This window comes from Rhizobium sp. 05N49 (assembly GCF_056396805.1).
The window spans coordinates 1-21,397 of sequence record NZ_JBFTME010000007.1; the positions used below are offsets into that span (position 1 = coordinate 1).

Below are 21,397 nucleotides of genomic sequence, written 5' to 3' on the forward strand. Positions count from 1 at the left end.
ATTCTCACGTTCGGCCTCAGCCAGCTCTATGTCTCGCTGGGTGACGCGACGAAGGACGGCGGCATCGTCGTGCGCATCTGGTGGAAACCGTTCATCCTCTGCATCTGGGGCGGAGCGCTCATCATGGCCTTCGGCGGCTTCGTCTCGCTCACCGACCGGCGCCTGCGCGTCGGGGCTCCGAGCAGGAAGGCAAAGCCGGCGAAACCAGCGGCACCTGCCATGGAGCCGGCGGAATGATCAGGCGTTTTCTCCTCGTCCTGACGTTGATCCTGGCGGCCGCACCAGCCTTCGCCGTCAACCCGGACGAGATGCTCTCCGATCCGGCCCTCGAAGCCCGGGCGCGAACATTGTCTGCCGAACTGCGCTGCATGGTCTGCCAGAACCAGTCGATCGACGATTCCAATGCCGATCTCGCAAAGGATCTGCGCCTGCTGGTGCGCGAGCGCATTACCGATGGCGACAGCGACGAGCAGGTGTTGAACTACATCGTCTCGCGCTACGGGGAATTCGTCCTCCTGAAGCCGCGCTTCAGTCTGCGCACGCTGTTGCTCTGGGGGGCACCGGTGCTGTTGATCCTTGCCGGCGGGGTTTCGCTCATCGTCTTTGCCCGCAAGCGGGCTGGAAAGCCCACTGGCAGCAAGCTGACCGCAGAAGAGCAGGCAAGGCTTGCCGAATTGCTTGAAAAATAACGAACCATTCCGCCGCAGCGGCAGCGGAATGGCGATCCTCACGCTTTCCGGTATGGAAACAGCGCCCTGACCACGGGATCACGCAGCCACAACCCGCCCCACATGAACAGCCCGAGATAGATGCTGAACAATATATGGCTGAAGAGCGGGCTTCCGGCCCGGATCTGCGTGGCCATCGCGCCGCCGAGCAGCCCCATCATCAGCACCGCGCCGAACACGCTGGTCTGCGGGATGAGGTAGAGCACGAGGCAGGTAAGCTCGATCAGGCCGATCATCAGTACATAGCCATTAGGCCAGCCGAGCGCGGTCATGGTTTCCTCCGCGACCGGCAGGCCGAGAAGCTTGGGTGCGATCGATGCGCCGAGCATGAAGAGTGCAAAAAGCCCGGTCAGCACGCGCCCGGTCCAGATCATGGCCTTCTCGCTCATTGCCGGTCCGTCGGGATCGTATTGACCATCCAGGGCGTGCCGAAGCGATCGGTGAACATCCCGAAGCCCGGCGACCAGAAGGTCGCGTTGAAGGGCATGGTTATCTTGCCGCCTTCAGAGAGTGCGTTGAAGACGCGCTTCGTTTCCGCCGCATCCTGGCTGTGATAGGTGGCGCTAAAGCCGCCCATGTCCTCTTGATATCCGGGAGGGGCATCACAGCCCATTAGCGACTGGTCGCCGACATCGAGCCAGGCATGCATGATCTTGTCCTTGAAGGACGGATCGATCGGCATGTCGCCGGGCGCTTCACCGAACGTGTGCATGCCTGTCAGCTTGCCGCCCAGCACTTTGGCGTAGAATTCGAAGGCCTGACGGCATTCGCCTTTGAAAACGAGATTCGTCACGAGTTTCATGGTCATCACTCCCTTTGATTTCCCTGATTTCCAATCCAGCTTTCGAGCCTGCCGAAGGTGCTTTCCCAGCCATGTCTGTGTCCGRCAAGGCTCTCTTCGGATTTCAGCTCCGCATGGGTGAAATCCATGCGCGTGCGGCCCTCGGCCAGTTCCTCGAAGATAACGGTCACCAGGGTTACGACCGGCTCGCCGTCCTCGTGCGAATCCTCCCATTGGAAGGTGAAGGACAGGCGCGAGGGTTCCTCGATTTCCCTGTAGACGCCGCTCTGCCACAGCAGCCGGCCATCCTCGGCGTTTTTCAGGCAAGCCCGATAGGAGCCGCCCACACGTAGATCCTGCACGACGCTGACCGCCGGCCACTCCACCGGACCAAGCCAGGCGACGACCATTTCCGGCCGGGTCCAGGCGGCCCATAAGAGGGCGCGGGGTGCATTGAATGTCCGCTGCATATGCAATGTGGGGCGCGACAGCTGATCGGCCATGGTATTCCCCTTGTGATGATTGAAAATGCGGGCCGGCGATCAGTTGCGGGGGCCGCTGTCGTCCGCCTTCTGGATATTTTGCAGGTAGCCATCCAACCGGTCGAAACTCGATTCCCAGAAGCGCCGGTATTGCTCCAGCCAGTCGGCGATGCCTTTCATCATTTGCGGTTCGAGCCTGGCCGGTCGCCATTGGGCCTCCTTGCCCCGGCTGATAAGCCCAGCCTTTTCCAGCACCTTTAGGTGTTTGGAGACAGCCGGAAGGCTCATGTCGAAGGGAGCAGCGAGTTCGTTGACCGAAGCCTCGCCTTCGGCCAGCCGTGCGATGATGGCCCGCCGCGTGGGGTCCGCAAGGGCCGCGAAAGTGGCGCTCAGAGTGTCGGTTTGCATATGGGCCCTCGTATGTAACTCTATGGTTAAATATAGGGTCCAACCTTGATTGTCAACCGATCGGTTAAATAGGGCGCAGCGAGTTGACCTTGTCCGACATGCAACCAAAAGAATGTTGGTACATTACGAATTTTTCATGGGCTGGACAGTTCGTAGTAAGGTGCGGCGTCCTATATCTCGGTCCATCACTGATCCGGCATCGCCGGAAAGAGGGTCTGAAAAAAGAGAAGGAGCTCTTATGCTGAAAAATTTCCGCGGACGTCCGTCCCTTAAAACGGTGCTTCAGGCATCCACCGTTGCAGGTCTGGCAGCCGCCGTTCTTGCAACCGGTATCCCTGTCGAGATTTCCCGTTCCTATGCCGAGGCTGTCAATGTCCAGTCTCCCTCGGTTCCGAGCTTCGCCAATGTCGTTGACGCCGTTTCCCCGGCCGTAGTTTCCGTTCGCGTCGAAAGCCGCGTCAAGCCGGCCTCCGACGATGGTGATGGTTTCTCTTTCGATTTCAACGGCCGCGGCTTTGACGATCTGCCCGACGCCCTGAAGCCGTTCTTCCGCCAGTTCGGCGAGCAGGGCCACCAGGGCCAGAACCAGCAGCGCCGCTTCGGCCAGCCGGGCGGCCCGGGCCGTCTGCGTCCGGTCGCTCAAGGCTCCGGCTTCTTCATTAGCGAAGACGGCTATATCGTCACCAACAACCACGTCGTTTCCGATGGCACCGCCTTCGTCGCTGTCATGAACGATGGCACCGAGCTCGATGCCAAGCTGATCGGCAAGGACCCGCGCACCGACCTCGCCGTGCTGAAGGTCGATGGCAAGGGCCGCAAATTCACCTACGTGAACTGGGCCGATGACAACAAGGTCCGTGTCGGTGACTGGGTTGTCGCCGTCGGCAATCCCTTCGGCCTCGGCGGCACGGTCACGGCCGGCATCGTTTCGGCCCGCGGCCGCGATATCGGCTCCGGCCCCTATGACGATTACCTGCAGGTCGATGCGGCCGTGAACCGCGGTAACTCGGGTGGCCCGACCTTCAACCTCAATGGCCAGGTCGTCGGCATCAACACCGCGATCTTCTCGCCGTCGGGCGGCAGCGTCGGCATCGCCTTCGCGATCCCGGCTTCTACCGCCAAGGATGTCGTCGCCGACCTGATGAAGGACGGCACGGTTTCGCGCGGTTACCTCGGCGTGCAGATCCAGCCGGTCACCAAGGACATTGCCGACTCCCTCGGCCTCTCCGAAGCAAACGGCGCTCTTGTCGTCTCCGCTCAGGAGGGCACGCCCGGCCAGAAGGCCGGCATGAAGACCGGTGACGTCGTCACCGCCGTCAATGGTGAGCCGGTCAAGGATGCCCGCGACCTCAGCCGCCGCATCGGCGCGATGACGCCGGGCAGCAAGGTCGAACTTTCGGTTTGGCGTTCCGGCAAGGCCCAGTCCGTAACCGTCGAGCTCGGCACGCTGCCGGCCGATCAGCAGGCTTCCGCGGGTGACGACAACGACCAGCAGGAGCAGGCCCAGCCGCCGGCTTCCGAGAAGGCGCTTGCCGATCTCGGCCTGACGGTCGGCCCGTCGGATGACGGCAAAGGCCTCGCCATCACCGGCATCGATCCGAATTCGGATGCTGCCGACAAGGGCATCAAGGAAGGCGAAACGATCACCTCGGTCAACAACCAGGAGGTCTCCAGCGCCGACGATGTCGTCCGCGTCATCAACCAGGCCAAGAAGGACGGCCGCACCCGCGCGCTGTTCCAGATCCAGTCGAAGGACGGCAGCCGTTTCGTCGCCCTTCCGATCAACGGTCAGGGCTGATCTTCCAGCCCCGGAAAGCTGGAGCCGCGCAGGAGCAAATGCTGCGCGGCTCCGTTTCACGAGCTCGCGAATTCTTCACGGCCGCCTAATTCTTCGATTATGCCAAATTCTTCAATTATGAAGGACGCCCGCAATGACCTCCCCACAACAGGAAGACGCTTTGAGCCTTGCCGAAAAGCAACCGGCGGGTAATGTCGGCCGCATGAAGATTCTCATTATCGAAGACGATCTGGAAGCGGCGGTCTATCTTACAAAAGCCTTTCGCGAGGCGGGGATCGTTGCCGACCATGCAAGCGACGGCGAAAGCGGTCTCTTCATGGGGTCGGAAAATACCTACGACGTCATCGTCATCGACCGCATGCTGCCGCGCCGCGATGGTCTCTCCGTCATCAGCGAGCTGCGCCGCAAGGGCATCCACACGCCGGTTCTCATCCTCTCGGCGCTTGGCCAGGTGGACGACCGCGTGACCGGTCTGCGCGCCGGCGGCGACGACTACCTGCCGAAGCCCTACGCTTTCAGCGAGTTGCTGGCCCGCGTCGAAGTGCTCGGCCGCCGCAAGGGCACGCCGGATCAGGATGTTGTCTACCGCGTCGGCGATCTCGAGCTCGACCGCCTCTCCCATGAAGTCCGCCGCGGCGGCAAGGAAATCCCGCTGCAGCCGCGCGAATTTCGCCTGTTGGAATATCTCATGAAGAATGCCGGCCAGGTGGTGACCCGCACCATGCTGCTCGAAAATGTCTGGGATTACCATTTCGACCCGCAGACCAATGTTATCGACGTGCATGTCTCGCGCCTGCGCTCCAAGATCGAGAAGGACTTCAGCCAGCCGCTGCTGAAGACGATCCGCGGCGCGGGTTATATGATCAAGGATGAGGGATGAGCCGTTTCTGGGTTCTCTTCAAGTCCACTGCAGTCCGCCTTTCGGCTCTCTACATTCTGCTCTTTGCAATCTGCGCCGCAACGCTCGTCTTCTACGTGACGGCGATGTCCGAGCGGCTGCTGTCCGGTCAGATCCGCGACGCGGTCGCCCAGGAAGTGACGCAGGTACAGCGCGCCTATGATGCCGGGGGCATGAACCTGCTCCTTCGCACGATGGAACGACGTGCTCGTCAGCCGGGCGCCAATCTCTATCTGATCGCCGGTCCCTCGGGCGATATCCTTGCCGGCAATGTCGCCTCTGTGCAGCCGGGTGTGTTCGAGGAGCAGGGCTGGACGTCGGTGCCCTTCTCCTATCAGCGCTACACCGATAGCGGAGTGGTCGGGCATACGGCGATTGCCAACATCTTCGTCCTCGACAATGGCCTTCGGGTGCTGATCGGTCGCGACCTTGGCGAGCCGGAACGTTTCCGCGTGCTGGTGCGTCAGGCGCTGATGATCGCGCTCGCCATCATGGGCCTCGGCGCCATCATCATCTGGTTCGGCATCGGCCGGAATGCCTTGAAGCGCATCGACCGCATGTCGGATGCCGGCAAGAAGATCATGGCTGGCGATCTCTCGCAGCGCCTGCCGGTCGGCGGTTCCGGCGACGAGTTCGACCGCCTTTCCGTCTCGCTGAACAACATGCTGGAACGCATCGAGAAGCTGAACGAGGGCTTGCGGCAGGTCTCGGACAATATCGCCCATGACCTGAAGACGCCGCTGACGCGCCTGCGCAACAAGGCCGCCGATGCGCTCGATATCGAGGATGGCGAAGTCCGCCGCAGCGCGCTGGAAGGCATCATCTCCGAATCCGACCAGCTCATCCGCACCTTCAACGCGCTGCTGATGATCTCGCGCGTGGAAGCCGGTTCCGTTGCCGCCGAAATGTCGCCGATCGAGCTCTCAGCCATCGTCGCCGACAGCGCCGAACTCTATGAGCCGGTGGCCGACGAGGCGGGCATGGCACTGAACTCCGAGATCGAGCCCGGTATCGAGATCCAGGGCAATCGCGAACTGATCGGCCAGGCGATCTTCAATCTGCTCGACAATGCGATCAAATATTCCGCCGATACCGAATGCGCGGGTTCCGTCTCGGTGAAGCTTCGCCGTCGTCCTGATGGCATCTGCCTCTCCGTTGCCGACCACGGGCCGGGTGTCCCGCCCGATCGGCGCGAGGACGTGCTGAAGCGCTTCGTGCGCCTGGACGAAAGCCGCTCGAAACCCGGCACCGGACTTGGCCTCTCGCTGGTCGAAGCAATCATGGAGCTGCATGGCGGCACACTGGAGCTTTCCGATACCGAGCCCGGCAATGCGGAACGTCCCGGCCTCACCGTCAGCATGGTTTTCCCCGCAAGGCCTGCCTGATTTTCTTATCATTTTCATATTGGCGCTTTCGCCTTGAGGCCCTAGCTTCGACACCCTAGTTTAAGTCGCATTGCAGCGATGCAGGGAGAGCGAATGCTGACGAAATCGAAGCACGGCCTCAAGGACGTCACCGAAGGCCTCTTGCGGCCGTTAAACCAGACGGAACTGAAATCGGCGCTTGCCGACCTGCAGGATATCGGCAAGAGCGAGCCTGTCGTGTCTGAGATGCTGAAGGCCGAGGGGGCGCTGCGCGACTTTATCGCCGCCGTCCTGACGCTCTCTCCCTACCTGCGCGAAATCGCCAATCTCGATCCGGCAATCCTTGCCTCTGCCATCAGCGATCCGCTGGAGCCACAGATCGAGGCTTTGATTGCAGAAGCGCGCGATTGCTGGAAACCGGACGGCGAAGGAAGTACGCCTGGCGAAAGCCAGGTGATGAGCAGGCTGCGCATCGTCAAGCGCAGGGTGGCTTTCCTCGTGGCCCTTGCCGATCTCGCCCGCATCTTCGACGGCCGGGCGACAACCGGCTGGCTCAGCGAACTGGCCGAGGCCTCGGTCACCGCCGCCATCGATCACCTGCTGCTCTCAACGCATGAAAGCGGCAAGCTGAAGCTGAAGAATGTTGCGGCCCCGAGCGAAGGCTCCGGCGTGATCGTTCTCGGCATGGGCAAGCTCGGCGCTTCCGAACTCAACTATTCCTCCGATATCGACCTCGTCGTCTTCTTTGACGAAGAAGCCGGCATTGTTCCCGACCCCGATGACGCGATCGAGATCTTTCCGCGCATGATGCGGCGGCTGGTGCGCATCTTGCAGGAACGCACCGCGGATGGGTATGTCTTCCGCACCGATCTCAGGCTGCGGCCGGATCCCGGCTCCACGCCGCTCGCAATCCCCGTCGATGCCGCCATGATCTACTATGAGGGCAGGGGGCAGAACTGGGAGCGGGCCGCTTTCATCAAGGCCCGCGCGGTGGCCGGCGATCTGGCTGCCGGCGAACAGTTCCTGCGCGGTCTCGTTCCCTTCGTCTTTCGCAAATATCTCGATTATGCCGCGATATCGGATATCCACTCCATCAAGCGGCAGATCCACGCCCATAAGGGCCATGGCGCAATCGCCGTGAAAGGCCACAACGTCAAGCTCGGCCGAGGCGGTATCCGCGAGATCGAATTCTTCGTGCAGACCCAGCAGCTGATCGCCGGCGGGCGCATGCCGGCACTGCGTTCCCGCGTGACCGAGGAGACGCTGGCCGAACTCACCAGGGCAAAATGGATCGACGCGGAAACCCGCGACGAGTTGATCGAGGCCTACTGGTTCCTGCGCGATGTCGAGCACCGCATCCAGATGGTGCGCGACGAACAAACCCATCTCCTGCCGGAGACGGACGCAGAACTGAAACGCATCGCCTTCATGATGGGCTTTACCGATACGCCCAGTTTCTCCGAGCGGCTGGTGGAGGTGTTGAAGACGGTCGAGCGGCGTTATGCCGACCTCTTCGAACAGGAAACCAAACTCTCGGTGGGCACCGGCAATCTCGTCTTCACCGGCCAGGGCGACGATCCCGACACGCTGGAGACGCTGAGGAAACTCGGCTTCGAGCGCCCCTCGGATATCTCCCGCATCATCCGCACCTGGCATTACGGCCGCTACCGCGCCACGCAATCGGTCGAGGCGCGCGAGCGGCTGACGGAGCTGACACCCGAGCTTCTGCGCGTCTTCGGCGAAAGCAAGCGTGCGGACGAGGCGCTGCTGCGCTTCGACAGCTTCATTTCCGGCCTGCCGTCGGGCATCCAGCTCTTCTCGCTGCTCGGCAGCAATCCGGCGCTGCTCTCCCTCATCGTCAACATCATGTCCTCGGCGCCGAAGCTTGCGGAAGTCATCGCCGCCCGCCCGCATGTCTTCGACGGCATGCTCGATCCCGGCCTGATGGCCGAGCTGCCGACGCGTGACTATCTCGGCGAGCGGTTGAAGGCCTCGCTGGTACAGGCCCGGCATTATGAGGAGGTGCTTGACCGTCTGCGCATCTTCGCGTCGGAACAGAGCTTCCTGATCGGTATCCGCCTGCTGACCGGCGCAATCAACGGCGACATGGCCGCGCGCGCCTTCACCCATCTCGCCGATCTCATCATTGAAGCCGCCCTCGACGCCGTCATGAGCGAGATACGCGTGACACATGGCGATTATCCCGGCGGGAGGATTGCGATTGCCGGCATGGGCAAGCTCGGCAGCTTCGAACTGACAGGCGGCTCCGATATCGATCTCATCCTGCTCTACGACTACGACGATGCCGCTGGCGAATCCGACGGTGCAAAACCGCTCGATGCGACGCGATACTTCACCCGCATCACCCAGCGCCTGATTGCTGCCCTCTCGGCCCCCACGGCCGAAGGCGTGCTTTATGAAGTCGACATGCGGCTTCGCCCCTCCGGCAATAAGGGCCCGGTCGCAACCCGCATCAATGCTTTCGGCAAATACCAGCGCGAGGAGGCCTGGACCTGGGAGCATATGGCGCTGTCGCGCGCCCGGCTGATCTGCGGCGATGAAAGCCTTGTCAATGAAGCTGAAAGCATCATTGCCGACGTGCTCTCGGGGAAGCGCGATGTCGCCAAGGTGACGCATGATGTGGCCGAGATGCGCGAACTGATCGAAAAGGAAAAGGCGCCGGAGAATGGCTGGGATCTGAAGCTCATTCCGGGCGGCGTGATCGATGTCGAATTCATCGCCCAGTATCTCGCCCTGATCGCCCCAGCCAAGGGTGTCGATATCAGGATCAACGGCCTGACGACGGGTGCGGCCCTGAAGGTGCTGGGCGAGAAGCTGATGGGTTCTGCAGACCTCGATACCTGCCTTGAAGCCTTTACCCTCTATACGGAGCTGTCACAGCTGATCCGTCTCTGCATCGATGGAATGTTCGATCCGAAGGAGGCGCCCGCCGGCCTGACCGAACTCGTCTGCCGGGCCGGAGACTGCCCTGACATCAAGACGTTGGAGGGTGAGGTGAAGCGGCTGTCCAAGGCTGTCCGCAAGGTCTTCCAGACGGTGGTAAAGGCCTGAGCCTTTCCGCATCAGCCGTGATCGGGAATGCGCAGCGAAATCACCGTCCCGATGGACTCGCGTGAGCGGATCTTCATGCTGCCGCCGTGCAGACTAGTCAGCGAACGGGAGATGGCAAGGCCAAGGCCTGAGCCACCCTTGCTCTTGGCATACTGGCTCTGAACCTGCTCGAAGGGCTGGCCGATCTTGATGAGTGCTGCGCGCGGGATACCGATGCCGGTATCGGCGATGGTGACCATGACGCCATCGGCGACGCGGCGGGTGCGCACGGCGATGCGCCCGCCCTCGTTGGTGAATTTCACTGCATTGGAGAGCAGGTTGAGCAGCACCTGCTTCATGGCGCGGCGATCGGCCATCAGCGTCATGCCCGAGGAGATTCGCTGCTGGATGACGATGTTCTTCTCGGCCGCCGGAATCGCGGTGAAGCGCAGGCTTTCCTCGATCAGCGGCACGAGATCGATACGCTCGCGCGACAGCAGCATATGGCCTGCCTCGATCTTCGACATGTCGAGAATGTCGTTGATCACGTTGAGCAGATGCTTGCCGCTGTCATGGATATCGCGGGCATATTCATTGTACTTGGCCGAGCCGAGCGGCCCGAACATCTGGTTCTGCAGGATTTCCGAGAAGCCGAGAATGGCGTTGAGCGGCGTGCGCAGCTCATGTGACATGTTGGCGAGGAATTCCGACTTCGCCTTGTTGGCCGCTTCCGCACGCTCTTTCTCCACCAGATAGTTGGAGTTGGCGGTCGAAAGCTCGGCCTTCTGTGTTTCCAACGTCTGGCGCGAGGCCGAGAGATCGTTGATCGTCGCCATCAGCCGGCGCTCGGAATCGCGCAGGCGCTCCTGGTGACGCTTCAGGGGCGTGATGTCGGTGCCGACGGATACGCGCCCGCCGTCTCGGGTGCGGCGCTCGTTGATCTGCAGCCAGCGCTCGTCGGCAAGCTGCACTTCCGTCGTGCGCGAATAGCCGGAGCCGTCGGCATCGGCGATACGCCGCTCGATCACCGGGCGTGCCGCGGCGGCATGGACGACCGTACGCTCGGTACCGGGCACGAGCACGCTGTCGGGAAGACCGTAAGCCTGCTGGAAATGCGCGTTGCACATGACGAGCCGATCGTTCTTGTCCCAAAGCACGAAGGCTTCCGAGGTGCACTCGATGGCATCGGCCAGACGTTGGTCGGCCTCGGCATAGCGCTGGGCCAGGCGATGCTGCTCGGTCACGTCCATGGCGATGCCGATCATGTGCACGCGGCCGGAATGGCTGCGGATCACCTGGGCGCGGGCGCGCATCCAGACATAATGACCGCTCGCGTGGCGCATGCGGAAAATCTGATCGACCTGGCCGGAATCGCCCTTGGCGATGGCGCGGGCGATCTCATGCAACCCGTTATCCTCGGGATGCATGAGGCGGGCTGCATCGGCAAAGCTCATCGTCTTGTCCGAGCCAGCAAGCCCGAGCATGTCGTACATCGAGCGCGACCAGAAGAATTCACGATTGTGGAAATCGAAATCCCAGAGGCCGCAGCGGCCGCGCGATAGCGCCGTCTCCACCCGGAGATTGGATTCCAGGAAGATGTCGTCGGCATCGCGCGCCCGCTTCACCTGCATGTAATAGGCATAGAGGATGACGAGCAGGATGGAGGAAATGCCGGCAAACAGCGTGACGTTGAGCGTCAGCTCTTCGCGCCAGAGACGGTTTATCTCGTTGAGCGAGGTGGCGGAAACGATATAGCCGCCCGCCGTGCCCATCAGGGAGATCTCGGCATAATGCAGCTCGCCGCCGATGCTCGTTTCGATGACGTCGGTGCGGTCGCCGAAGCGGCGGATCGCGGAGATCTCGGGGAACAGGGCCGAGACATCGGCGCCGACATAGGCGGCACCCGCCGCCGTTGCCGCAAACACCTTGCCGCTCGCCTCCACCAGCAGCACGAAGGCGCCGTTTTCCAGCCGGTCCTGCGGCAGGAATTTCACAAGGCGCGCCTGCGCCTCTGCGGCGCTGCCGCCGTCGAAGAGATCGGTCGCATCGGCAAAGACGGCGGCCGCGGTTGCAGCCGAGAGCGCCGTCGCGTGGCGCGCGGAAGCTTCCATGCGGCTATATTCGCTGACCATGCCGAAGAAATGCGAGGCCGCCACGACGGCAAGGAAGGCAACGATCAGAACGGGGATCGTGCGCTTCAGGAGAAGCTCTGCCTTCGGCAAGTGGCGCAGCAATGGTTCAGGAGCTTTCGCAGCGTTTCCGGACAGGCTGTCGCGCCAGGCTTTGAGCCYGCCAAAATCGACACGCAGCCGTCCTTCGGCCGCGGTTGCCCGCCGCACGTCCATCATCTCTGAACCTAATCCCTCGTGTGATTCGCGCGCCGCTCGCTCGAACTACACACAGAGAATCATGCGTGATTCGCCTTGTCCAGAGCTGCTGGTAAAAATTTATTAACCATTTGCGATTGCTGGTATTTCGGAAGGATTCGCTGATGGCCGGCCTAGCTGTCCGGAGAACACAAGACAGCTAGGCGGCAAATCATTTGTGGCAAATCACCCCTTGAGGGTGCGCTCGACAATGTCGCGGACATCGGTCGAAAGGTTCGCCGCTCCTTCGATCTCGAGCAATGCCGAGCGTGCATGATCGGCACGGATCGATTCCAGCGAGCGCCAGGAGCGCATTGAGGTCAGCAACCGTGCGGCAAGCTGCGGGTTGCGCTGGTCGATGTCGAGGATCTGGCTGGCGAGGAAACGGTAGCCTTCGCCATCAGCACGACCGAAGCCGGTCGGGTTGCCGAAGGCGAACGTGCCGACCAGCGAGCGCATGCGGTTCGGGTTAGTTCGCTTGAAGAGCGGGTTTTCCATGAGCGCCTTGACGCGATCGACCGCGCCCTGTCCGGGAATACCGGCCTGGATCGCGAACCATTTGTCGACGACGAGCGCGTTTTCCTGGAAACGGCTGCGGAAGGCTTCGAGCGCCGCCTTTGCCTCCGCGCTTTCGGGGAAGCGATGAGCGAGGATCGTCAGCGCATGGCTGAGATCGGTCATGTTGTTGGCGCCGTCAAAGGCAGCCTTGGCGCGAACAGGGGTGCCCTCGGCATAGGAAAGGTAGGTGAGGGCGGCGTTGCGCAACGCACGGCGGCCGGCACTCTTGGCATCCGGGCTGAATTCGCCGGGCGTGGTCATTGCGTCGTAGAGGGCCGCGAAGGTGGCTTTGCCGGCTTCGGCGATCTGTTTCATGATCGCCTGGCGACCTGCATGCACGGCGTCGGGATCGATATTGCTGCCGAGTTCGCGGGCAATATCGGATTCGCTCGGCAAGGCGAGCGCCTGGGCGCGGAAGGCGGGCTCCAGGCTTTCATCGGCGGCTGCTGCGACCAGCGTATCGATGAAGGTCTGTTCGCAAACGATGGCGGCACCCTCGCGGGCATCGCGAGCCGCCTTCAGGAGGTTCGGCAGCGCAAGATCCGTCAGCGCCTGCCAGCGGGCGAAGTGATCCGTTTCATAGCGGGCGAGCAGCGCCAGATCGGCCGGGCTCTGGTCGAAATGCAGATTGATCGGCGCAGAGAAACTGCGGTTGATCGAAACCACCGGCCGCGAACCGATACCGTGGAAGACGGCGGTTTGCGTCCGCGCCGTCAGGTGCAGCACCTCGCCGGCATATTCGGCGCCCTCGACGGAGGATGGCTCAATCTTGGCCCCGTCCTCGGCAAACAGCGCCAGGCTCAGCGGAATATGCATCGGCTCCTTGGTCGGCTGGCCGGGTGTCGCGGGGATCATCTGCTCCAGCGACAGGCTGAACGTCTTGGCGCCTGCATCATAGGTGCCGGATGCGGTCACCAGCGGGGTCCCGGCCTGATGGTACCAGAGCGAGAACTGCGCGAGGTCGCGGCCGCTGGCATCTTCAAAGCATTTGACGAAATCCTCGATCGTGACGGCCTGGCCGTCATGGCGATCGAAATAGAGGTCCATGCCCTTCTTGAAGGTCTCGCGGCCGAGCAGGGTCGCGATCATGCGCGTGACTTCGCTGCCCTTCTCGTAAACCGTCGTCGTATAAAAGTTGTTGATCTCGCGATATTTGGTCGGGCGCACCGGATGGGCGAGCGGGCCGCCATCTTCCGGAAACTGCTCGGACTTCAGATGGCGCACCTCGGCAATGCGCTTGACCGGGCGCGAACGCTGGTCCGACGAGAATTCGTGGTCGCGATAGACAGTCAGGCCTTCCTTGAGGCAGAGCTGGAACCAGTCGCGGCAGGTGATGCGGTTGCCCGTCCAGTTGTGAAAATATTCATGCGCGATGATCGCCTCGATATTGGCGTAGTCGGCATCCGTCGCCGTTTCAGGGTCGGCGAGCACGTATTTGTCGTTGAAGATGTTGAGGCCCTTGTTCTCCATGGCCCCCATGTTGAAGTCGGAGACGGCAACGATCATGAAGATGTCGAGATCGTATTCGCGCCCGAACACTTCCTCGTCCCACTTCATCGAACGCTTCAGCGCGTCCATGGCATAGGCTGCGCGCGGCTCCTTGCCATGTTCGACATAGATCTTCAGCACGACCTCGCGGCCCGACGTCGTGGTGAACGTGTCTTCGACGACGCCGAGATCACCGGCGACCAGCGCGAAGAGATAGCTCGGCTTCGGATGAGGATCGAACCAGGCGGCGAAATGCTTGCCCGGACCGTAGCCTGCGCCGCCGAGGAAATTGCCGTTCGACAGCAGCAGCGGATTGGCATCCTTGTCGGCGATGATGTTGACCGTATAGGGCGCCAGCACATCCGGCCGGTCGGGGAAATAGGTGATGCGGCGGAAGCCCTCGGCCTCGCATTGCGTGCAATAGATGCCGCTGGTGCGGTAAAGGCCCATCAGCTGCGTATTGGCTTCGGGATTGATGAGCGTGGTAACGGTGACTTCGAACGGCGCCGTTTCCGGCAGGTCGCGGATCGTGAGGCTTTCGGGCGTTACCGTGTAGCGTTCCGGCGCCAGCTCGTTCTGATCGAAGAGAAGGCTGGAAAGATTGAGTTCGTCGCCGTCGAGGACAAGGGGAGCGGAGAGATCGGCACCTTCGCGGCGATGGAAGATCAGCCGGGCTTCTACCTTTGTTTCCGTCGGATCCAGTTCAAAGGTCAGGTCGACGCGTTCCAGCACGAAATCTGTTGGGCGGTAATCTGCCAGATTGATGACCTGGCCGGTATCTGTTCGCATGTTGCCTGAAGACCTTTATTAGACAATGGCCGAATACAGAGGCGGGCGCACTCTGCTGAAATTTGGCCGCCATGATTACATTAAAGTCTGAACTAAAGTTAAAGCAAATTGGCCGTGAGCGCCAAGTTCACAGCCAATTTATTATGGTCGAATTATCGTGCATGCAGCAGAAAGGAGAAAGCTGCTATTTGAGATTGAGGGCGTTCTTGATCGCAACATCGCTTTCCGTCTGCTGCACGACGACGCCGTACCAGCCAAGCCCGTCATAATCCTCGTAGCCGAGCGTGCGCGCGAAAGCGACGATCGAGCCATTGTTGTCGTAATAGCTGCCCTTTGCCTGGCCGGTGGGGTTGGCGAGAGCGAAATGGGTGAAGAGCAGAGCCTGATTGGTGCAGGCGATCACCCGGCTTGCGCCGTCGAGCAGCATGACGGTGGTCTTTTCCGCCAGCTGCGGCGGCAGGTTCGCCTCCTTCTCGACGATCGCCTGGCCCTGGTTCTGCCAGTCGAAATAAACGCCGAGCGTGCCGATCAGCTTGCCGTCGAGCTTGCCGCCTTCGCGGATGCCGGTCGCATAGACCAGCGCATGCCGCTGGTCATGCAGAACGCTCGGCTTGACTTCATCGACGATATAGCTGTCGCCGGACGCGCAGCTGGCCGCTGCCCGGAACCAAGGATCACCGGCAAGCGATGAGCCTGATATCTTGCGCTGGAAGGTCGGGTTGGCGGACGCGATCACCCGGCCGGAGAGATCGGTCATGACGAGGTCGAGATAGACGGTATAAAAGCGGTTGATGACGCCGAGCCGTTCACCCGCGAAGGCGATACGATCCTTGTCCGGCTCCTGCAACGCCTGCCAGAGCGCCGTATCCGTCGCCCACCAGCGCACGTCGGCAGTGCGCTCGAAGAGATTGCGCACGATGAGTTGGACCAGCGTCTGCGCGAGATCGGTCAGCCGCACGCCTTCCATTTCGGTTACGAGCGAATCCGCCATCGCGCGGCTGAGGCCGATGCGTCCCAGCACATTGCTTTCGAACTTGCTGGTGATCTCGGTGGCGATCTGTGCCAGCCGCTGCACTTCATTGGCAACCACCGCAAAGCCCTTGCCGGTTTCACCGGCGCGCGCCGCCTCGATCAGTGCGTTGATGGCAAGCAGCTTGATCTGTTTGACGATGCTGGTGTTGTCGGTGCTGAAACGCTCCAGGTCCGTGCTGATGCCGTCGGTGACGACACGCATCGAGCGGGGCGTTGCATTCTGTGACTGGGATATGATCTCTGCGCTGAGCGGCTTCATCAAAAAGATCCTGAAAATAAGCTGACGCGACTGGCTGCGTACGAATGCGATTCTTTTGTATGATTAATTAACTGCGAACGATGCGGGGGCATGGTTTGCAACAGGTTAACGCAAAGGGTCCGGATGCGAACATTTTCGGGCGAATAAGCGTAAAACGAGAAGTTTTTTCATCAAAAGACGAATTTGCACAGAAAAGCGGCAGATCAAAAGCAGGTAAATACTTGCTCGCTGCAGCATCTGCCCGAAAATCAGAATCGATTTTCGAAACGCCTGATGCGTAAATTCCAAAAGTTAGAGCGTGCGAATGCACGCACGGCGTTTGGTACGCGCAGATTTTTCCCCGCCGGCGCATTTCTTCGGTTACGATGAAAAAATCATCCGCTGCGTTCGAGTCGAACGCGTCTCCCCGCTCGGCATGCCCGCATAAGAGCCAGGATCATGGAATCGGTTCTCAGAAACCCGATGAGAGGCATTGCGCTGAAAGTCTCGTCGGTCGTGGTCTTCCTGGCCATGCAGACATTCATCAAGCTGGCGGGGTCGGATATCCCGCCAGGCCAGGTGACTTTCTGTCGTTCCTTCTTCGCGCTGTTTCCGATCATGGCCTATCTCGGCTACCGGCATCAGTTGCGCTCTGCCTTCTATACTGCCAATGCGATCGGTCATCTGAAGCGCGGGACGCTCGGCATCATCTCGATGGGCTTCGGCTTTTACGGGCTGCTGCACCTGCCGCTGCCGGAGGCGATCGCGCTTGGTTATGCCATGCCGCTAATCGCCGTCATCTTCGCAGCGGTATTCCTGGGCGAGACGGTGCGCGTATACCGCTGGAGCGCGGTCTGTTTCGGCATCGTCGGTGTCGCCATCATCTCCTGGCCGAAGCTCACGCTGTTCAGGGAAGGCGGCATGGCGGCTGAACAGGCCGTCGGCGCACTCTGCGTGCTGCTGTCGGCAGTTCTCGGCGGCATGGCTATGATCCAGGTACGTCGCCTTGTCGAGGAAGAGAAGACGGCGACGATCGTGCTCTACTTCTCGATCACCGCTTCGGTCTTTTCCCTGGTTACTGTCCCCTTCGGCTGGCTTTTGCTCGACTGGACCTCGGCGCTCTTCCTGATCGCTGCCGGTTTCTGCGGCGGTGTGGCACAGATCCTCCTGACCGAGAGCTACCGGCACGCCGATGTCTCCACCATCGCTCCGTTCGAATACAGCTCGATCCTGCTCGGCGGCATTGTCGCTTATTATGTCTTCGGTGACGTTCCGAGCAGTACGATGCTCTTCGGCACCCTCATCGTTATCGCCGCCGGCGTCTTCATCATCTACCGCGAGCACCAGCTTGGCCTCGAGAGTCGCGAAGCGCGAAAAGCTGGCGCGCCGCAATCCTGAGTGGCTGCGCCTGTATCACAGGTGGAATTTACTATCGCAATAATTGAAAATCTATTCCGCCACTCCCTCAAAAGAGAAGGGGGTGGTGAAATCTTGGGATATCGCTTTTGTCAGAAATATGGTTATGAAAGTGAATTACTTTCATTTATTCAAAGCCGTGCATAATCGATAGGCCATAGATGCCGGGGGAGTTTCGGTATCGCTGCTCCGAACGCTGGCTTGCGAGCGAGGGTTGAGGAAAAGCATTATGGCGTTCACAGCGGAAGAACTGGCGCAGAACCCCTCTTTCGTAGTGAGCATTCGCTTTCTGGCCGGGCAAATGCGAGGCATGTTTGATGCGGGGCCGCGGCTGGCGCGCCTGCTGGCCTCGCATCAACGCTGGCTCCTGACGCAGACGGCCTATGCACTGCATTTGGAATATGACCCGCGGGATGTGACCTCGGGTTTCACCGCCGTCCGGCTGACCGGCAAGATCACCGCGCACAAGATCGCCAGCCGCAATACCGTGCTTGCCTTCATCGAAGAACTCTTCACCTACCGCTTCATCGCCCATACACCGGGTGACGAACGCCGCCGTCCGCGCCATTTCGAGCCCGCCGAAGTCAGCCATCAGGCGATGTTCGGCTGGTTGCACTCCAACCTCGGCGCGCTTGATCTCATCGATGGTGGAAACCGGGCGGCGTTTCYGCACGAAAATCCCGTGCTTTTCCGCCAGATCCAGCCGCGTATCGCCTATAACTGCCTCGAGGATAGCAGATGGCGCGAACCGCCTGAGCAGGTGGCGCTGTTCCTCTGGACGGAAGCGGGCGGCATGGTCATCGATCATTTCATGTCCCGGCTCGATCTCGAGGGAGGCGATCCGGCACGGCTCGCGATCGGCAGGGTGGAAACCCGCCCGCTCGCCGGTGATTTCATGATGTCGCGCACGCATCTCCAGCGGCTGCTCGCCAAGGGCGCCCAGCGCGGTTGTCTCGGCTGGTACGACGAGCCGAAGAAGTCGCAACTGTGGCTGTCGCGCGATTTCCTGAGGGAATATGTCGGCTGGCAGGCGGTCAAGTTCGCCTATGTGGACGAAGCCTTCGAATGGGCAAAGGCGAGGTTCGAATCCGAAAACTGCTGAAGCAATTCCAGCAAACCGTGCTCTCAGAGCGCGATGGCGGAAGCCGGGGTCTTGGCCTCTGACGGCGTGTCGCAAAGCTCGCGGCGATATTCGTGCGCAGCGCAGACGGCAGCACGGATATGCTCGAAAGAGTCGATATTGCGCAGCAGTGAAATCAGAATTGTGGACATCGGTCGCTACTTTCGGAAATACGAAAAGGCAGGCGAACCGCCTGCCGGATCATCATTCCGGAATTTTCAATATTCCTGGAAGTCCGCGAAGATCATTGCCGGACGCGAGGTGCGGCTGCTGATTCCGGTACCGCGGGCGATCATCTGTTCGTTCGTGGCAAAGCCGAAACGGCTGTAGCCCTGGGTGCTGCGAACCTGATCGCTTGCTTGGCGCAGGGTTTCAAACCCGCAATGTATAGGACGAAAACTTTTGCTCATGGCCTTGGTTCCTGTTCATTCCTCCCAAGACACGCCCTCTATATTGCAGTGCAGCATCGATTTTTCAATGCACCCTTGCAGGATGCAGCCATGCGTATATTGCATGGGAATATTCACAATATTTTCAAACTTGGCTAATTTGTAAGCAGAGACAGTTCTTTAAGTCGAGCCTGGAAGGCCAGCAGGTCGCTCCAGGCAAGCCGCTTGTTGACGGGCGCGGTCAGCAGGTCCTGGGGATGCAGGCTGGCTATGGCCGGAATGACCTGATCTGCGACGGCGATCTCCTTCCAGCGGCCACGAAGCCCGTGGATCGTGTCATTTTCGCCGAAGAAGAAGCGCGCCGTGTAGTTGCCGAGCAGCAGAATGGCACGCGGTTCGGCAAGCGCGATCTGCCGCTCGATGAAGGGACGGCAGATCTCCGTCTCGGCCGCAGACGGCATGCGGTTGCCCGGCGGACGCCAGGGAATGATCTGCGTCAGGAGAATGGCTGACCGCTCGAGCCCGATCGAAGCCAGCATCCGGTCCAGCAATTGGCCTTGCCTGCCGGCAAAGGCCGCTCCCTCGCGCTCGTCATCGGCGCCTGGCGCCGGACCGATCACCATGATGCCGCTTGCCGGATCGCCGCTCGCAAAAATGGTCGAGCGGGCGCTATTTTTCAGATTGCAGCCATTGAAGGCTTCGAGCGCCGTTTTCAGTTCTGCAAGCGAGCGAGCGCTCTCGGCTGCAAACCGCGCCTGCTGCACGGCTTCGCCGTCAGGAATTGCCGGCTGTGGCCGCGAGGACGGAATTGACGCTGCCGTCTGCTGCGGCGCAGGGCGAGGGGACGCCGGTCTCTCCGGTGGCGCCTGTCTGTCCGGCTGCGGTTGCGCGGCGGGTGCCGCCGAACGGCGCGCGGCCTTCATCGCCTCGAACTCGGCGAAACGGTCGACCGGCTCTTCTTCCAGCAACCAGTCCACGCCCGCCTCCGCATGGAAATGCAGAAGTGCTGCAAGTTCGGCCGGACTCAGGTCGTTTGCGGAGATCATGAGCAGACTTTAGCGGAGCGAAAACGGCAATGAAAGGGCGGGCATCCTTGCCCGCGCCCTTTCGGCCACTATTGCACAGTCCACTGGTTGATATCGTCGCGTTCGCCGATCAGCGCCAGACCGTGCGCGATCGAAAGCAACTCGCCGCCGGTTTCGATCTTGTCGCTGTCGAAGCGCTCGGTGAAGATGCGCCGCACGGCCGGTACGAAGGATGTGCCGCCGGTCAGGAACACCTTGTCGATGCCGGATGCATCGGTGTTGGTCTTTTCCAGCACCTCGTCCAGCGCCCCCTCGATGCGGACGAGATCATCGACGATCCAGCTTTCGAAATCGCTGCGCTTGATCGTGCGGTGACCGCCGCGGCCGAGCGGGGCAAAATCGAAGGGCGCCTCTTCGGCGGCGGAAAGCGCCATTTTCGTTGCCGAGACGGCCTGATAGAGCGGATAGCCCTCGTCGTGATCGATAAGGTCGACGAAGATTTCCAGCTTCTCGGGCTCCAGCGCTGTGCGCACCAGCTTCTTGAGGTCTTCGAATTCCCTCGAACTCTTGAAGATCGACAGCTGGTTCCACCGGCTGAAGCTCGCATAGTAGTTTGACGGTACCTCGAGGATCTTGTCGAAACTCTTGAAATGGCTGCCTTTGCCGATCTGCGGCGCAACGATGTTGTCGATCATGCGCGCATCGAAATGGTCGCCGGCGACACCGACACCGGAATGGCCGATCGGCGTTGCCGTCAGTTTGCCGGCTCTGGTCTCGAAGCGGATTAGCGAATAGTCCGTCGTACCGCCGCCAAAGTCGGCGACGAGCACGGTCGCATCGGCTTTCAGGTTCTGCGCGAAGTAGAAAGCGGCCGCGACCGGTTCGTAGACATAATGGATTTCCGGAAAGCCGAAGCGCGTCAGCGCCTCGTTGTATCGCTGCACCGCCAGCACCGGGTCCGGATTGGCGCCGGCAAAATGAACGGGACGGCCGGCTATGATGCGGTTCACGTCGCCTGGCCAGTTCTCGCCGGCATAGTGGCGCAGACGCCGGATGAAGATTTCCATCAGGTCTTCGAAGCTCTGCCGCTTGCCGAAAATGATCGTGCCCTGGAAAAGCGCGCTTGCCGCAAAGGTCTTGATCGACTGCAGGAAGCGGCAATCGCCGGGATTGTCGATGAACTGCTGGATTGCCGCATGTCCGGCCTCCACCTTCAACGCCGAAGCGCCAAGCTGCGCGTCCTTCATGAAGGACAGCGCAGTGCGCATGCTGTCGGCCGTGCCGGCGCTGCTGGTCAGTGATATGGAATGCGTGTCGGCGCCGCCGTCTGCCAGCGCCAGAACAGTATTGGTCGTGCCGAAGTCAAGCCCGAGCGCCCGTGCCATGGCCGTGCTCCCTGTCAAATATGTCGAAAATCTGTGAGCCGGGGCGGATACCCCGAAATGCGAAAGGGCGCCTTGTTGTGC

General features: G+C 61.1%; 19 protein-coding genes. 8 read left to right on the top strand and 11 right to left on the bottom strand.

Annotated elements, in window-relative coordinates; genetic code table 11:
- Both AC1DF8_RS15420 and AC1DF8_RS15425 read left to right on the top strand, forming a co-directional pair.
- The coding region (locus AC1DF8_RS15420; protein ID WP_478154092.1) for a cytochrome c-type biogenesis CcmF C-terminal domain-containing protein at positions 1-237 on the top strand (237 nt) is incomplete at its 5' end.
- On the top strand, positions 234-689 hold the full coding sequence (locus AC1DF8_RS15425; protein ID WP_478154093.1) for a cytochrome c-type biogenesis protein: 456 nt from the start codon (positions 234-236) through the stop codon (positions 687-689). The genes AC1DF8_RS15420 and AC1DF8_RS15425, both read left to right, overlap by 4 nt.
- A 38-nt stretch (positions 690-727) precedes the next feature.
- Here AC1DF8_RS15425 and AC1DF8_RS15430 read toward each other — a convergent pair whose 3' ends face one another.
- Genes AC1DF8_RS15430 through AC1DF8_RS15445 form a run of 4 tightly spaced genes read right to left on the bottom strand, consistent with a single transcriptional unit; the run spans position 728 to position 2,399 of the window.
- On the bottom strand, positions 728-1,117 hold the full coding sequence (locus AC1DF8_RS15430; RefSeq protein ID WP_018114523.1) for a DoxX family protein: 390 nt from the start codon (positions 1,115-1,117) through the stop codon (positions 728-730).
- On the bottom strand, positions 1,114-1,530 hold the full coding sequence (locus tag AC1DF8_RS15435; protein WP_478154094.1) for a VOC family protein: 417 nt from the start codon (positions 1,528-1,530) through the stop codon (positions 1,114-1,116). Before AC1DF8_RS15435 ends, AC1DF8_RS15430 begins: the two co-directional genes overlap by 4 nt.
- Positions 1,531-1,535: 5 nt before the next feature.
- Positions 1,536-2,012 carry an SRPBCC family protein gene (locus AC1DF8_RS15440; RefSeq protein WP_478154095.1) on the bottom strand — a complete coding sequence of 159 codons (477 nt, stop codon included), beginning with the start codon at positions 2,010-2,012 and terminating at the stop codon, positions 1,536-1,538.
- A 39-nt stretch (positions 2,013-2,051) separates the two neighbouring features.
- Complete coding sequence (locus AC1DF8_RS15445) at positions 2,052-2,399, bottom strand: ArsR/SmtB family transcription factor (protein WP_478154096.1); 348 nt, start codon at positions 2,397-2,399, stop codon at positions 2,052-2,054.
- Between the two features lie 238 nt (positions 2,400-2,637).
- Between AC1DF8_RS15445 and AC1DF8_RS15450 the strand changes: the two genes are divergently transcribed.
- The 4 genes from AC1DF8_RS15450 to AC1DF8_RS15465 all read left to right on the top strand — a co-directional run bounded on the left by AC1DF8_RS15450 (position 2,638) and on the right by AC1DF8_RS15465 (position 9,531).
- Positions 2,638-4,197 (top strand): Do family serine endopeptidase, encoded by a 1,560-nt coding sequence (locus AC1DF8_RS15450; RefSeq protein ID WP_018114528.1) that lies wholly within the window; start codon positions 2,638-2,640, stop codon positions 4,195-4,197.
- Positions 4,198-4,330: 133 nt separating this feature from the next.
- Positions 4,331-5,077: a response regulator transcription factor gene (locus AC1DF8_RS15455; RefSeq protein ID WP_029616368.1), complete on the top strand. Its 747-nt coding sequence runs from the start codon at positions 4,331-4,333 to the stop codon at positions 5,075-5,077.
- Positions 5,074-6,480, top strand: a complete 1,407-nt coding sequence (locus tag AC1DF8_RS15460; RefSeq protein ID WP_018114531.1) for a HAMP domain-containing sensor histidine kinase — start codon at positions 5,074-5,076, stop codon at positions 6,478-6,480. The genes AC1DF8_RS15455 and AC1DF8_RS15460 overlap by 4 nt, the downstream gene beginning before the upstream one ends.
- Positions 6,481-6,573: 93 nt before the next feature.
- Complete coding sequence (locus AC1DF8_RS15465; protein WP_478154097.1) at positions 6,574-9,531, top strand: bifunctional [glutamine synthetase] adenylyltransferase/[glutamine synthetase]-adenylyl-L-tyrosine phosphorylase; 2,958 nt, start codon at positions 6,574-6,576, stop codon at positions 9,529-9,531.
- 11 nt (positions 9,532-9,542) lie between these two features.
- Here AC1DF8_RS15465 and AC1DF8_RS15470 read toward each other — a convergent pair whose 3' ends face one another.
- From AC1DF8_RS15470 to AC1DF8_RS15480, 3 genes are all read right to left on the bottom strand, one after another.
- The gene (locus tag AC1DF8_RS15470; RefSeq protein ID WP_478154098.1) at positions 9,543-11,858 is read right to left on the bottom strand and encodes a PAS domain-containing sensor histidine kinase; all 2,316 of its coding nucleotides are present in this window, start codon (positions 11,856-11,858) and stop codon (positions 9,543-9,545) included.
- 204 nt (positions 11,859-12,062) lie between these two features.
- Positions 12,063-14,711, bottom strand: a complete 2,649-nt coding sequence (gene pepN / locus AC1DF8_RS15475; RefSeq protein ID WP_478154099.1) for an aminopeptidase N — start codon at positions 14,709-14,711, stop codon at positions 12,063-12,065.
- Between the two features lie 184 nt (positions 14,712-14,895).
- Positions 14,896-16,002 carry a methyl-accepting chemotaxis protein gene (locus AC1DF8_RS15480; protein WP_113013849.1) on the bottom strand — a complete coding sequence of 369 codons (1,107 nt, stop codon included), beginning with the start codon at positions 16,000-16,002 and terminating at the stop codon, positions 14,896-14,898.
- A gap of 438 nt (positions 16,003-16,440) precedes the next feature.
- On the opposite strand from AC1DF8_RS15480, the gene AC1DF8_RS15485 reads away from it, so the two are divergent.
- The gene (locus AC1DF8_RS15485) at positions 16,441-17,379 is read left to right on the top strand and encodes a DMT family transporter (protein WP_478154100.1); all 939 of its coding nucleotides are present in this window, start codon (positions 16,441-16,443) and stop codon (positions 17,377-17,379) included.
- A 247-nt stretch (positions 17,380-17,626) separates the two neighbouring features.
- The gene (locus AC1DF8_RS15490) at positions 17,627-18,499 is read left to right on the top strand and encodes a hypothetical protein (protein WP_478154101.1); all 873 of its coding nucleotides are present in this window, start codon (positions 17,627-17,629) and stop codon (positions 18,497-18,499) included.
- Between the two features lie 23 nt (positions 18,500-18,522).
- Here the strand turns inward: AC1DF8_RS15490 and AC1DF8_RS15495 are convergent, their stop codons facing one another.
- From AC1DF8_RS15495 to AC1DF8_RS15510, 4 genes are all read right to left on the bottom strand, one after another.
- Positions 18,523-18,669: a hypothetical protein gene (locus AC1DF8_RS15495; protein WP_478154102.1), complete on the bottom strand. Its 147-nt coding sequence runs from the start codon at positions 18,667-18,669 to the stop codon at positions 18,523-18,525.
- A gap of 66 nt (positions 18,670-18,735) precedes the next feature.
- A complete protein-coding gene (locus AC1DF8_RS15500; RefSeq protein ID WP_018114375.1) occupies positions 18,736-18,927 on the bottom strand; it encodes a hypothetical protein in 192 nt (63 codons plus the stop codon).
- Positions 18,928-19,061: 134 nt separating this feature from the next.
- On the bottom strand, positions 19,062-19,952 hold the full coding sequence (locus AC1DF8_RS15505; protein WP_113114976.1) for a uracil-DNA glycosylase: 891 nt from the start codon (positions 19,950-19,952) through the stop codon (positions 19,062-19,064).
- Between the two features lie 68 nt (positions 19,953-20,020).
- The gene (locus AC1DF8_RS15510; RefSeq protein WP_478154103.1) at positions 20,021-21,316 is read right to left on the bottom strand and encodes an Hsp70 family protein; all 1,296 of its coding nucleotides are present in this window, start codon (positions 21,314-21,316) and stop codon (positions 20,021-20,023) included.
- Positions 21,317-21,397 lie beyond the last annotated feature (81 nt).